Origin of the sequence: Microbacterium hibisci (assembly GCF_015278255.1) — a bacterium.
Taxonomy (GTDB): Bacteria; Actinomycetota; Actinomycetes; order Actinomycetales; family Microbacteriaceae; genus Microbacterium; species Microbacterium hibisci.
In genome coordinates, this window is the sequence record NZ_JADIJC010000005.1 from 115,109 (window position 1) to 129,131 (window position 14,023).

Here is a 14,023-nt window from a genome sequence, read left to right on the forward strand (position 1 = left end):
CCGTACCCGGTCTTCGTGCACGCGTGACAGGGGGAAGCTCATGATCCGCAAGCTCGCCGTCGCCACCTCCGCGGCCCTGATACTCACGGCCATCGCCGTGACTCCGGCCGTCGCCAGCCCCGAGCCGCCGCCGCCGGCGGACGCGCTCGCCGTCTACACGGGATCGGTGGATGCCGAGGGACTGGCCGCGATCGTGGATCTCGGTGTGGACCGGCACGAGGTCGTCACCACCGAGAGCGACACGCCGGGCGAACTCGGCGTGCAGGTGATCCTGAGTCCCGACCAGGCCGCGGCGCTGGCGGAGGGCGGCACGGCGCTCGAGCAGAAGGCGCCGGGCGCGCAGCTGCGCACCTTCGCTGCGGAAGACGGCGTGTTCCGCATGTACAGCGGAGAGGGCGGGCTGCTCGAGGAGCTGCAGGACGTCGCCGCCGCGTACCCGAAGATCGCGAGCTTCCGCGTCATCGGCCAGACGACGCAGGGGCAGGACATCGGTGCGGTCCGGGTGACCAAGAACGCCAAGGGCCAGAACAACGGCAGCAAGCCGACCACGGTGTACGTGGGTGCCCAGCACGCCCGTGAGTGGATCACCCCCGAGATGGTGCGGCGACTCATGAACCTCATCGTGACGTCGTACGGCAGCGACGAGCGCATCACCGACCTCGTCAACACGACGGAACTGTGGTTCGTGCCGGTGGCCAACCCCGACGGCTACGACCACACCTTCGAGCCCGGGCAGCGACTGTGGCGGAAGAACCTCCGCGACAACAACGGCGACGGCCAGATCACGGCGGGGGACGGCGTCGACCTCAACCGCAACTTCCCGACGAGGTGGGGCTACGACAACGAGGGATCCTCGCCGTCGCCCTCGTCCGACACGTACCGCGGTCCGGCGCCGGCTTCCGAGCCCGAGACGCAGGCGCTCGACGCGCTCTTCGCCGATCTCACGCCCGAGTTCCTCGTCAACTACCACTCGGCCGCCGAGCTGCTGCTGCACGGCATCGGCTGGCAGGTGGCCACGCCGTCGCCCGACGACGTGATCTACGAGGCGATGGTGGGCGACGACGCCGACCCGGCGGTGCCCGGGTACGACCCGGATCTGTCGGCCGAGCTCTACACGACCAACGGCGACACCGACTCCCACGCGCAGGAGGCGTACGGCACCCTCGGCTTCACCCCCGAGATGGCGACCTGCGAGTCGGCATCGAACTCGGTGCCTGACGACGAGTGGGAGGCGGAGCAGTGCCAGAGCGGCTTCAACTTCCCCGATGACGAGGAGCTGATCCAGGCGGAGTTCGAGAAGAACATCCCCTTCGCGCTCGCCGTCGCCGAGTCGGCGAAGGACCCCGACGACCCGGTCTCGGTCGTCGGACGCGACGCCGAGGACTTCCGGGTGGACACGTTCGCGGTCTCGTACGGAGATCCGCAGACGGTGGCCGTGTGGGCCAAGCGCGACCTCCGGAAGATCGAGATGAACTACCGCGTCGACGGCGGCGACACCGTCACTGTTCCCGTCGACGAGTGGGAGGGCGGTGAGCGCTACGGCGACGAGAACACCGACTACTACGCCGAATTCCGCGGCACGGTCACCGGCGCTGCTGCCGGCGACAGCGTGGAGGTCTGGTTCTCGGCGAAACCCGCGGCCCGCGACCTCAAGGGTCCGGGTGCGCCCAAGCGCGTGGAGAGCGAGCACTTCACCTACGAGGTGGCGCAGGACACCGGCAGCTCCGTGCTCGTGATCGCCAACGAGGACTACACCGGCTACAACCCGGAGGAGGAGCCGCGCGACGACGGCCCGAAGTACCTGGACGAGCACGTCGCGGCGCTGGAGGCGAACGGCGTGACGCCCGACGTCTGGGACGTGGACGCCGACGGCGTGCCGCACGACCTCGGCGTGCTGAGCCACTACGACGCCGTGCTCTGGTACCTGGGCGACAACCGGCTCACACAGGACGAGGAGGACGTCCTCACCGAGACGTATCTGTTCGGCGCGGTGACCGACCTGTCGGTCGCGGAGCGGCAGCAGTACCTCACGATCGCGGTGCGCGACTTCCTCAACGAGGGCGGAAAGCTGGCCTTCGGCGGCGAGACCGCCGCGTACTACGGCCAGCTCGGGGCCGCGCTCGGCGGCATCTACTACGGCCTCGACGGCGCGCCGGACGAGCAGTGCGTGGTGACCTCGGACTTCTTCGCGGACTGCCTGCTGCTGGCGGACGACTTCACGCAGTACTGGCTGGGCGCGTACGACCGCACCCCCGTCTCGGGCGCCGGGATCTCGGGCATCGCCGAGCCGCTCACGGGCCTCGAGGCCCTGTTCGGCGGTCCCGCTCTCGCCGACAACCCCGTCGACGAGGCCGGCCAGCTCACGGTGACGAGCGACGTGCTCCCCGTCGAGGAGTTCCCGCAGTTCGAGAGCTGGGCGGCGGCCGAGTACCTGTCGCCGTCAGGGCCGTTCATCCCGGTCGGCGGCGAGTGGGCGATGTTCGCCTCGCACATCGACGAGGGCTATCAGCGGCTGTCGCGCACCTACTCGGTGCCGGCGCTCGCTCCCGGCGAGACGGCGACCTTCGACGCGAAGATCTCGTACTGGACCGAGCTCGGGTACGACCACGTGATCGTCGAGGCCCGCGTCGCCGGCACCGACGACTGGACGACGCTGGCGGATGAGAACGGGGCGACCTCGACGGAGGTTCCGGCCGAGTGCGAGGGCGACTTCTTCATCGAGATGCACCCGCAGCTGGCGAACTACCTCACGCCGGGCAACCCGTGTCAGCCGACGGGGCTCACCGGTGACTGGAACTCGTTCACGGGCAACTCCGGCGGCTGGATCCCGACCTCGTTCGACCTGTCGGCGTACGCGGGACAGGACGTGGAGATCGTCGTGAGCTACGTGACCGATCCGTTCACGGGCGAGGTGGGACTCATGGTCGACGACACCGCGCTCGTCGTCGGCGGGACCGCCACCGAGGTCGAGGGCTTCGAGACCGGCACCGGCGAATGGCAGGTGCTGGGAGCGCCCGAGTCGAGCCCGGGCAACTCGGCGGACTTCTTCCGCTACGACGCGGAGGGGCCGTTCTACAGCACCACGGCGACGCCCGACACGCTGATGTTCGGCTTCGGTCTCGAGCAGCTCGAGTCCGACGAGGCGCGAGCGGAGGTGGCCGCCCGGATCCTGGCGCACTTCGCCGGCTGAGCGTGCGGGCCCGGCCTCCGCGGCCGGGACCGCCCTCGCCGGGCCCGGCCCGTGAGGCCGGTTCACTACCCGCTCACGGGGTGAGCGCCGCGATGTCCGCTGCGACGAGGTCAGCGTTGAGCGCTCCGGCCACGAGCGACCCGACACCGAGCGAGACCGAGACGTTCGCCCGGGGATTCACGACATTGCCGACCGCCCAGACGCCGGCCACCGAGGTGCGTCCATCGTCGTCAACCTCGACCCATTCGCCGAGTTCGGTCGCGGTGGTCGACGCGCCGAGCCGTCGCAGCAGTCCGTCGCGCGGACGCATGGTCGGGCCGGTGAAGACCACGCCGACCTCGATCACGTGCCCGCCGACCTCGACGCCTGTCACGCGTGCCTCTCCGTCGGCGACCCGGGTGCGCAGGCCGTCGACGGCGCCTGGCTCCACGCGGATGCCGCGGCGCGCGAGCTTCTCGCGATCGTCGGCGGATGCCGCGCCGACGACGTTCTCGAAGTAGACGGTGCGATCCGACCACTGCCGCAGCAGCTGCGCCTGCTCCACGCTGCGCGGCGAGGTCGCGACGACGCCGATGACGTCGTGGCGATGCTCCCAGCCGTCGCAGTACGGGCAGACGACGACACCGCGTCCCCATTGCTCTCGGAAGCCGGGGATAGCGGGAAGTTCATCGCGCAGACCGGTCGCGACGAGGAGCCGCCGGGTGCGGATACCGCCGGCCGCCGTGTCGACCTCGATCAGACCGTCGTCGGCCCGCGCCCGTTCCACGTCGCCGTGGATGAACCGGACTCCGTAGCCCGATGCCTCGGTGCGGCCGAGTTCGAGCAGCGCGAGCGGCGACATCCCGTCGTGCCCCAGCACGCCGTGCATGTGCGCGGCGAAGCGGTTGCGTGGTGAACCCGAGTCGACGACCACCACCCGCCGCCGGGCGCGTCCGAGCGAGAGCGCCGCGCTGAGCCCGGCCGGTCCTCCACCGACGATGACGACGTCGACGTCTTCCGGTTCGCTGTGTCCCATGCGTTCAGGCTCGCGATCGTCCGCCGCATCCGCAACGATTGTTGCCGGAACGGCAAGAGGGGCGGCGATGGAGCATCGCGATGAACTGGCCGGGATCGGGAAGCGCCTGCGGGCGATCCGCGAGTCCCGCGGCATGACCCTGCGGGCGGTGAGCGAGGCGAGCGGCATTTCGACGAGCACGCTTTCGCGCTTGGAGTCGGGTGCCAGGCGCGCACAGCTCGACCTTCTGCTGCCGCTCGCGCGGCTCTACCGCCTGCCGCTCGACGACCTGGTGGGAGCGCCGCCGCTCGGCGATCCGCGCATCCATACGCGACCGCGGCTGAAGCGCGGCGTCGTGACGGTGCCGCTCTCGGGTGGCTCCGGCCCGTGGGAGGCCTTCAAGCAGGTGCATACGCCGACCCCTGACATGCCCATCCGCCGGTACGTGCATCCCGGCTGGGACTGGATCTACGTGATCTCGGGCCGTATGCGCCTGCTGCTCGGCGACGACGACCTCGTCATCGAGGCGGGCGAGGCCGCCGAGTTCGACACCCGGGTGCCGCACGGCTTCGCCAACCCCGGCCCCGACCTGCTGGAGGTGCTCTGCCTGTTCAACTCGAAGGGTGCGAGGGTGCACACCCGCGCCTCGGCGTGAGGCGTGCTCGCCCGGGAGCTACCGGCGTCCGATGCGACGACTCAGCTCGTCGGCCGCCTGCGTCACCAGCGGGGAGACGGATGCCGCGTCCCGGCCGCCGTCGACGGTCCACGTGATCGCGATCGCGGCGGCAGGCCATCCGGCGTGGTCGCGCACCACCACGCCGATGGACCGCATGCCGAGCGTGACCTCACCGTCCTCGACCGCGTACCCGCGCTCGCGCACCTCGCGCAGCAGCTCGCGGAGCTCGCCCGGGCGCCGTGGACCGCGGCCGGTGCGGTCGGCGAAGGTGGCGGCATCCGGGAACAGCGCCCTCACCTGCTCGCGCGGGAGCGCCGCGAGCATCGCACGGCCGGTCGCCGTGAGATGCGCGGGGAGGCGCACGCCGACGTCGGTCACGAGCGCGGGCCGCCGCGGCGCGCGCTCCTCGACGATGTACAGCACATCGCGCCCGTGCATCACGGCCAGGTGCGCGCTCTCGCCGGTGCGGTCGACGAGGTCGGCGAGGACCGGCCGGCCGAGCCGCGCGAGCGGCTCCTGCCGCGAGTAGCCGCCGGCGAGCTCGAATGCGGCGATCCCGAGTCCCCACCGCTGCTCCTCGGGCAGGTGGACCACGAACTGGTGCTCCTGCAGGGTCGCCAGCAGGTGGTACACGCTCGAGCGCGGGATGCCCAGGCCCGTTGCGACCGTGCGCGCGGGCACCGGCCCGCGCTGGCGCGCGAGGAACGACAGGATGCGCAGCGTCTGGTCGGCCGCGGGCACCTGCGGACGGATCGGCGGAGGGGGCGGCGCCGCGGGATCCCGCGGGGGCGCTGTGGTGTCTGGCATGGCAGACACAGGATGCCACGACCCTGTGCCGGCCGGAAGCCCGCCGGTGTGGAATCGGAGCATGACCGTATCGACCGAGACCGTCGTCATCGTCGGCGCCGCGCCGCTCGAGCCCGCGCAGGTGGTCGCCGTCGCCCGCCACGGCGCGCGCGTCGAAATCGCGGCCGCGGCCCTCGACGCCGTCGCCCGCACCCGCGCCCTCGTCGAAGGACTCGCCGACGACCCCGAGCCGCACTACGGCATCTCGACAGGCTTCGGCGCGCTCGCCACGACCTTCATCGCCCCCGAGCGGCGCGTGCAGCTGCAGGCCAGTCTCATCCGGTCCCACGCCGCCGGCACCGGCCCGGAGGTCGAGCGCGAGGTCGTCCGCGCCCTGATGCTGCTGCGGCTGCAGACCCTGGCGACGGGTCACACCGGCGTGCGCCCCGTCGTGGTGGAGACCTACGCCGCGATGCTCAACGCCGGCATCACGCCGATCGTGCGGGAGTACGGCTCGCTGGGGTGCTCGGGCGACCTCGCACCCCTCTCGCACGTCGCACTCGCGGCCATGGGCGAGGGCCGGGTCCGCGACGCCGGGGGAGAGGAGCTCGACGCGGCCGAGGCGCTGGCTGCGGCATCCGTCTCTCCGCTCGTCCTCCGCGAGAAGGAGGGTCTCGCGCTCATCAACGGCACCGACGGGATGCTCGGGATGCTGCTGCTGGCGCTGCACGATCTGTCGGTGCTGCTCGACACGGCCGACGTCGCCGCCGCGATGTCCGTCGAGTCGCAGCTCGGCACGGATGCCGTGTTCGCGGCCGACCTGCACGCGCTGCGTCCGCAGGTCGGGCAGGCGACCTCGGCGGCCAACCTTCGCGCGTTCCTGGCCGGGTCGCCGATCGTGGCGTCCCACCGCGACCCGTCGGTGTGCACGCGCGTGCAGGACGCGTACTCGCTGCGCTGCTCGCCGCAGGTGCACGGCGCCGCGCGCGACACCGCGGACCACGCGCGGCTCATCGCCTCACGCGAGCTCGCCGCAGCTGTCGACAACCCCGTGATCACCGACGACGGGCGCGTGGAGTCCAACGGCAACTTCCACGGCGCGCCGGTCGCGTACGTGCTGGACTTCCTGGCGATCGCCGTCGCCGACGTCGCCTCGATCTCGGAGCGCCGCACCGACCGTGCCCTCGATCCCGCGCGCAGCAACGGGCTGCCGCCGTTCCTCGCGCACGAGGTCGGCGTCGACTCCGGGCTGATGATCGCGCAGTACGCCGCGGCGGGCATCGTGTCGGAGCTCAAGCGGCTCGCGGTGCCGGCATCGGTGGACTCGATCCCCTCGTCGGCGATGCAGGAGGACCACGTCTCGATGGGGTGGGCGGCGGCGCGCAAGCTGCGCCGTGCGCTGGACGGCCTGTCGCGCGTGCTCGCGATCGAGGTGCTCACGGCCGCGCGCGCCCTCGACCTTCGTGCGCCTCTCGAGCCGGGAGCGGCGACGCGCGACGTGCGCGCGCTCGTGCGCACGGTCGCCGGGGGACCCGGTCCCGACCGCTTCCTGTCGCCCGATATGGAGGCGGTGACCGCGCTGGTCGCGTCGGGCGCGGTCGCCGACGCGGCGTTCGCCGGCGCCGCGCGCTGAGCGCCCGCCGCCGAACCGCAGCGGGCGATCCCGCCCGGCGCGTCGCGCCGCGCGCTGCGCGCCGCCCCGCTGGGCGGCTTGCTCGCTGCCCGCGTCGGGTGCCGAACCAAGGCATTTCCGCCGAGACCGAGGGCGTTGTCACCGGTTTCGGCGTGCATCCCTTGTCTCGGCGAGGTGATGACGGGGCGCCGGGTAGGCCATGACGGGTTGGCTCAAGCCTCAGACGCGAGCGCCCGCACAGCGTCGCCGCGCGCCGCGCGCCGAACCAAGGCGTTTCCGCCGAGACCGAGGGCGTCGTCACCGGTTTCGGCGTGGATCCCTTGTCTCGGCCGAGGGGTGACGGGCGCCGCGGTCGGGTCGGGCCGCCGACCGTGCCGCGCCGTCAGCCTCAGGCGAGGTGCCGGTTCGCGACCGTGAGCCACGGGATCGACGCATCGGGGCGTGCGGCTGCGCCGCGCGCATCGCCGTCGCACCGGACCACGACGGCCCACTCCTCGAGCGACGTGCCGGCCTCGGTAAGCCGATGCGCGAGGCGCCGCACCGCCTTGGCACTCGGCGCGCCCTGGATGCCGACGTGGGCCATGTGGTTCGCGATGATCTCGGCGACCGCCCGCACGAGCGCGGGCGGCAGGTCGAGGCGCGCGCCGAGGTCCTGTGCGATCTCGGCGCCGCGTTCGGCGTGACCGTACGAGGTGATGCGGCCCTTGCGCGGGCGCGTCGTGTCGGGCTTGCCGATGTCGTGCCACAGGGCGGCGAGCACGAGCCGTTCGCGCAGGTCGGGTGAGGCATCCGTCCGCTCCGCATGCTCCGCCGCGAGATCGGCCGCCCACAGCGAGTGCACCAGGACGTCGCCCTCGGGGTGCCAGGTCGGGTCCTGCGGCGTGCGGGCGAGCGCCGTGTGCTCGGGGATGCCGTCGATGAGGCCCGCCGCACCCAGCGCCTCGGACGGCGCGGGGTGCTCGCGCAGGATCTGGCGGAGCCGGCGCCCGCGCTCCCGGTCGGTGCTCGCGTCGGCGCCCGTCATGCTCCCATTGCACCAAGAGCACCCGCAGCGGGCAAGGGCGTGCTGTCTGCGATGCCAGACACCGCCCGTGCGACAGCCGTTGTCGCCGGGGAGCGAGACGTGTGGAATCTCCTCATGACCACCATCGACACGTCCACCGGCACGGCACGGCCGGCGGTCCGCGCTCCGCGAGGCTCTGAGCGGACCGCCAAGAGCTGGGGCGCCGAGGCCGCCAAGCGCATGCTGATGAACAACCTCGACCCCGAGGTCGCCGAGCACCCCGAAGACCTCGTCGTCTACGGCGGCACCGGCCGCGCGGCGCGCAGCTGGGAGGCCTACGACGCGATCGTCCGCACCCTCGACGAGCTCGAGCCCGACGAGACCCTGCTCGTGCAGTCGGGCAAGCCGGTCGGCGTCTTCCGCACCCACGAGTGGGCGCCGCGCGTGCTGATCGCCAACTCGAACCTCGTGGGGGACTGGGCGACGTGGCCCGAGTTCCGCCGTCTCGAGGAACTCGGCCTGACGATGTACGGCCAGATGACGGCCGGGTCGTGGATCTACATCGGCACGCAGGGCATCCTGCAGGGCACGTACGAGACGTTCGCGGCGGTCGCGCGCTCCCTCGCCGAGAAGCGTGGGGCCTCGACCGGCTCAGCCGCCGATCCGTCGCAGGCGACCCTCGCGGGAACCCTCACGCTCACCGGCGGCGCCGGCGGCATGGGCGGCGCGCAGCCGCTTGCCGTCACGCTCAACGGCGGAGCGGTGCTCATCGTCGACGTCGACGAGTCGCGTCTCGCGCGCCGGGTCGAGCACGGCTACCTCGACGAGTACACGACCGACCTCGAGGGGGCACTCGCCCGGGTCAGGGCGGCCAAGGACGCGCGCGAGGCGCTGTCGGTCGGCGTGGTCGGCAACGCGGCGGAGGTCTTCGGCGACGTGCTGCTCCGGCACCGTGCCGGCGAGCTCACCGTGGACGTCGTCACCGACCAGACGAGCGCGCACGACCCGCTGGCGTATCTTCCGGTGGGCGTCGCGTTCAAGGATTGGAAGGCCGAGGCATCCCGCGATCCCGAGGCGTTCACCGCGCGCGCCCGCGGCAGCATGGCGAAGCAGGTGGCGGCGATGGTCGGGTTCCAGGATGCCGGAGCCGAGGTCTTCGACTACGGCAACTCGATCCGCGCCGAGGCGCAGCTCGGCGGCTTCGACCGCGCGTTCGCGTTCCCCGGCTTCGTCCCCGCATACATCCGCCCGCAGTTCGCGGAGGGCCGCGGGCCGTTCCGCTGGGTGGCTCTCTCGGGCGACCCGGACGACATCCGCAAGACCGATGAGGCGGTCAAGGCGCTCTTCCCCGACAACGCCGGTCTGGTGCGCTGGCTCGACAAGGCCGGCGACGCCGTGCACTTCGAGGGCCTTCCCGCGCGCATCTGCTGGCTCGGCTACCGGGAGCGCCACCTCGCGGGCCTGAAGTTCAACGAGATGGTCGCGTCGGGCGAGCTGTCCGGCCCGATCGTCATCGGCCGCGACCACCTCGACGCCGGATCCGTCGCCAGCCCCTACCGCGAGACCGAGTCCATGGCCGACGGCTCCGACGCCATCGCGGACTGGCCGCTGCTGAACGCCCTCCTCAACACGGCGTCGGGCGCGGCGTGGGTGTCGATCCACCACGGCGGCGGCGTCGGCATCGGCCGTAGCATCCATGCCGGCCAGGTGACCGTCGCCGACGGAACGCCCTTGGCGGCCGAGAAGCTCGAGCGCGTGCTCACCAACGACCCGGGCACCGGCGTCATGCGCCACGTCGACGCCGGCTACGAGCGCGCGAAGGAGGTCGCGCGCGAGCGCGGCCTCACCGTGCCGATGCTCGACGCCTGAGCACCTCCCACCGTGTCCGGGACACGCCAGCGAAAGATCGGGACATGAACGGACGGATGCCGTGAGCACGACGCTCATCACCAATATCGGCGAGCTGACGACCAACGTCGCACGCGACGGCGACCCGCTCGGTACGATCCGCGACGCGGCGGTGCTGATCGAGGGCGACCGGATCGCCTGGGTCGGCCCCGCCGCCGAGGTGCCGCCCGCCGCGGTGGTCGCCACCCCGCGCGACCTCCACCGCGAGAATCCATCTGAGCGACGAGACCATGGGGGATTCCCAGGGTCTCGGCCTCCCGATGGATTCTCGCGGGACGGGGACGGGCCAGGGGAAGGGCACGGGCCCCGGGACGGGGCGGGCGGCGGGGTCGAGGTCGTCGACGCCGGGGGGCGGGCGGTCATCCCGGGGTTCGTCGACAGCCACACGCACCTGGTGTTCGGCGGCGACCGCGCCGACGAGTTCGAGGCGCGCATGACCGGTGCGCCGTATGCCGCAGGGGGCATACGGCGCACCGTCGCGGCCACGCGGGCCGCGACCGACGACGAGCTGCGCGCGCGACTCGGTGCGTTCGTGGCCGAGCTGCACGGCCAGGGCACGACCACCTTTGAGGTGAAGACGGGCTACGGGCTCACCGTCGCCGACGAGGAGCGCCTCGCGCGCCTGGCCGCCGAGGTGACGCCCGAGGTCACCTTCCTCGGGGCCCACGTCGTTCCCGCCGAGTACGCCGAGCGCCGCGAGGAGTACGTCGACCTGGTGTGCGACGAGATGCTGCGCGCCTGCGCTCCGCACAGCCGGTGGGTCGACGTGTTCTGCGAGCGCGGGGCCTTCACGCCCGACGAGTCGCGCCGCATCCTCGCCGCCGGCGTCGCGCACGGCCTCGAGCCGCGCGTGCACGGCAACCAGCTCGGGCCGGGCGAAGGCGTGCGCCTCGCGGTCGAGGCGGGCGCGGCATCCGTCGACCACTGCACGTACCTGTCAAAGGAAGACGTGTCCGCGCTCGCGGGCTCGGGCACCGTCGCCACGCTGCTGCCGGGGGTCGAGTTCTCGACGCGCCAGCCGTACCCCGACGCCCGCCGGCTGATCGACGCGGGGGTGACGGTGGCGCTCGCGAGCGACTGCAATCCAGGCTCGAGCTTCACTAGCTCGATGCCGCTGATGATCGCGCTCGCCGTGCGCGAGATGGGCATGACACCGGCCGAGGCCGTCTGGGCGGCGACGGCGGGCGGGGCTCGCGCGCTGCGCCGCGACGACGTGGGGGCGATCGCCCCGGGCGTGCGCGCCGACCTCGTGCTGCTCGACGCGCCGACCCGCGTGCACCTGGCGTACCGCCCCGGCGTCCCGCTCGTGCGCGACGTGTGGATCGGCGGCGAAATCCGCCACGGACGGAGCCGCCGCCACTGAGGGAGCCGCCGCCGCCGACAAGGAGCCGCCCTGCGTGACGCCGGGCGGCTCCTGTCGTGCGTGTGCGATCAGCGGGTGGCGAGCTCCGCGACGTCGTCGGGCGAGAGCGCCGAGCTCCACACCGAGAGCTCGTCGACGTCGCCCCGGAAAGGCGCGTCCCACCAGTTGACGCCGAGCGCGAAGACGTTGCCCGCACCCGAGAGCACGTCGGGGAAGCCCGTGCCCTGGAACCGCAGCTCGCCGTCGATGTACACCGACAGGGCGCCGGCGTCGGCCACGAAGGCGACGTGCGACCACTCGCCGACCGGCAGGCTGCGGCCGGTGCCCGCGTCGTACCACTGGGCTCCCGACCACACCATCGTCGAGCCGCCGACGCCGTCGTGGCCGCGCGGCACGAGGCTGACCCACGATGACGAGTTCGCCGCCGCGAAGAACGCCGTCGTGTACGCGGTGAGCGCCTCGGGCCGCAGCCACATGCTCACCGAGTACGACGAGCCCTGCACCAGGCCGTCCGGCAGGCGAACCCCGCTCGTGCCGTCGAGGTGCAGCGCGCCGCCGGCGACGCCGTCGGCCGCGAACGAGGCCGGGCCGACGGCAGGGGCGTCGATGCGCGCGCCGGTGGGCGTCGCGTCGGCGAAGGCGCCGGCGGTGTCGGCGAGCGAGCCGTCGAACGACCACGCACCGGCGAGCACGCCGGGCGTGCGGGCGAGGACGGTGATCTCGAACGACACGGATGCCGAAGCCGAGCCGTTGGCGACCACCGCGGTCAGCGTCGCGTGCGTGTCGGGCTCACCGATTCCGGGCCGGGTCACCGTGCCGTCGGCGGCCACGACCGCCGCGTCGGACGAGGACCACGAGATCGTCGTCCCGCCGGTGCCGGAGGTCGGCAGCTCGAGGTCGACTGTGACCGCCGACGTGTCGCCGAGGGAGAGGTCTGCGACGACGGCGTCGACGGCTGCGGCATCCGTCAGCTCCACCGTCTTGCGGCCCCACAGCGTGACGCCGTCGTCGGAGACGGCGGTGAAGCCCGTCGACCACGCCTCGAGGTCGGTGTCCCACACCGGCGCGAAGACGCCGCGGTAGACGACCCCGTCGACGGTCAGTGTCGCGGTGTGCCGGCCGGTGAGCTTCCATCCGCCGTCGACGGCGCCGGTGATGGTGCCGGTCTTGCCGAGCGAGATATCGGATGCCGCGGCCGCCGCGGCCGTGATGTCCTTGCCCATGTCGACCAGCTGCCACGCGCCGACGACGTCGCCGCGCTTGACCTTCCCCGCGGTCTCGCCCGCGTAGCGCATCGGCGACACGACGGGCCAGCCGTCCTCGTTCATCCACATCTGGTGCACCCGCACCTCATGCAGCTCGCCCGAGCCCGGGAAGCGCGCGTGGAACACCATGAACATGCGGCCAGTGTCGGGGTCCTGATACCACGAGGTGTGGCCGGGCGAGACGTAGCCGGTGCCGACGCCGGTGCCCGGGTCGCCGAGCTCGCGGCCGAACAGGTGGCCGCCCATGAGCTTGACGCCGTACGGCTGGATCGAGACGTCGTCGAACAGCGGCAGCGCCGGGTCGGACTTCACATCGCGCATGTCGTTGCCCTGCGCGTCGAGGTAGGGACCCGCGACGTCCTTCGACCGCGCGACGCGCACGTCGTACCCGCCGCCGACGCTGAGACCGCCGAACGACAGGTAGAGGTAGTAGTACCCCGTCTCGGGGTCGTACTGGATCGTCGGCGCCTCGATGCGGCTGTGGTTGCCGCCCACGAGGTGCGTGCCGTAGCCCTGACCCGGGAGCGGCTCGCCGGTCGCGGCATCCATCTCCAGCAGGAAGATCCCGCCCGAGTACGACCCGTAGACCATCCACATGCGCCCGTCGGCGTCGTAGAACGCGTCGGGGTCGACGGCGTTGGGGTGGATGCGTGCGTCGTAGATCTCGCCGGGGTTTTCGGACTCCTCATCCCACATGCCGCTCTTGAGCAGGACGCCCTGGTTCTCGTACGGGCCGTCGACGTCGTCCGACACGGCCAGGCCGAGCGCCGAGCGCGGCGACGAGCCCTCGCAGGCGTTGTAGTACATCGCGTACCGGCCGTCGGGGAGCTGAATGACGTCGGCTGCCCACAGCGTGGAGGTCTGGGCCCACTCGAAGGCCTCGGCCAGCTCGGTGTAGATGTCGTCGAAGAGCGCGTTGTCGGCGTTCTGCGAGAGGTCGATGGTGTGCTGCTCCCACGACATCAGGTCGGTGGTGTGCGCCGAGGCGCCGTGGGATCCGAAGACCCAGATGTCCTCTCCCGACGTGACGATGGACGGGTCGTGGACCGTCACGTCCTCGAAGACGGGCGTGGGCGGGGTAGCGGGCTCGGGACCGGCCCACGCGGGGGTCGCGCAGAGCGCGCCCGCCGCGAGGATTCCGGCGGTGGTGAGCGCGATCGCGGTGCGTGGGCGTGCGCGGCGCGGCATGGAGTCTCCTGTTCGAC

General features: G+C 72.4%; 9 protein-coding genes. 5 read left to right on the forward strand and 4 right to left on the reverse strand.

The features are described from left to right. The first annotated feature begins 40 nt into the window (after window positions 1–40). Complete coding sequence (locus IM770_RS10975) at window positions 41–3,190, forward strand: M14 family metallopeptidase (RefSeq protein ID WP_203581179.1); 3,150 nt, start codon at window positions 41–43, stop codon at window positions 3,188–3,190. A gap of 73 nt (window positions 3,191–3,263) precedes the next feature. On the opposite strand, the gene IM770_RS10980 is transcribed toward IM770_RS10975, so the two are convergent. Continuing rightward, the gene (locus IM770_RS10980) at window positions 3,264–4,205 is read right to left on the reverse strand and encodes an NAD(P)/FAD-dependent oxidoreductase (protein WP_203581180.1); all 942 of its coding nucleotides are present in this window, start codon (window positions 4,203–4,205) and stop codon (window positions 3,264–3,266) included. 67 nt (window positions 4,206–4,272) lie between these two features. On the opposite strand from IM770_RS10980, the gene IM770_RS10985 reads away from it, so the two are divergent. Then, on the forward strand, window positions 4,273–4,839 hold the full coding sequence (locus IM770_RS10985; protein ID WP_203581181.1) for a helix-turn-helix domain-containing protein: 567 nt from the start codon (window positions 4,273–4,275) through the stop codon (window positions 4,837–4,839). Window positions 4,840–4,857: 18 nt separating this feature from the next. Here IM770_RS10985 and IM770_RS10990 read toward each other — a convergent pair whose 3' ends face one another. Continuing rightward, complete coding sequence (locus IM770_RS10990; protein ID WP_239066080.1) at window positions 4,858–5,667, reverse strand: IclR family transcriptional regulator; 810 nt, start codon at window positions 5,665–5,667, stop codon at window positions 4,858–4,860. Window positions 5,668–5,728: 61 nt separating this feature from the next. Here IM770_RS10990 and hutH point away from each other — a divergent pair, with 61 nt between their 5' ends. Further along, the gene (gene hutH / locus IM770_RS10995; RefSeq protein ID WP_203581183.1) at window positions 5,729–7,279 is read left to right on the forward strand and encodes a histidine ammonia-lyase; all 1,551 of its coding nucleotides are present in this window, start codon (window positions 5,729–5,731) and stop codon (window positions 7,277–7,279) included. A gap of 388 nt (window positions 7,280–7,667) precedes the next feature. Here the strand turns inward: hutH and IM770_RS11000 are convergent, their stop codons facing one another. Then, window positions 7,668–8,303: an HD domain-containing protein gene (locus tag IM770_RS11000; protein WP_203581184.1), complete on the reverse strand. Its 636-nt coding sequence runs from the start codon at window positions 8,301–8,303 to the stop codon at window positions 7,668–7,670. Between the two features lie 114 nt (window positions 8,304–8,417). On the opposite strand from IM770_RS11000, the gene hutU reads away from it, so the two are divergent. Both hutU and hutI read left to right on the forward strand, forming a co-directional pair. Next, window positions 8,418–10,151: a urocanate hydratase gene (gene hutU / locus IM770_RS11005; RefSeq protein WP_203581185.1), complete on the forward strand. Its 1,734-nt coding sequence runs from the start codon at window positions 8,418–8,420 to the stop codon at window positions 10,149–10,151. 61 nt (window positions 10,152–10,212) lie between these two features. Next, the gene (hutI, locus tag IM770_RS11010; RefSeq protein ID WP_307785439.1) at window positions 10,213–11,553 is read left to right on the forward strand and encodes an imidazolonepropionase; all 1,341 of its coding nucleotides are present in this window, start codon (window positions 10,213–10,215) and stop codon (window positions 11,551–11,553) included. Window positions 11,554–11,621: 68 nt separating this feature from the next. Here the strand turns inward: hutI and IM770_RS11015 are convergent, their stop codons facing one another. Beyond that, the gene (locus tag IM770_RS11015) at window positions 11,622–14,006 is read right to left on the reverse strand and encodes a LamG-like jellyroll fold domain-containing protein (protein WP_203581186.1); all 2,385 of its coding nucleotides are present in this window, start codon (window positions 14,004–14,006) and stop codon (window positions 11,622–11,624) included. Window positions 14,007–14,023 lie beyond the last annotated feature (17 nt).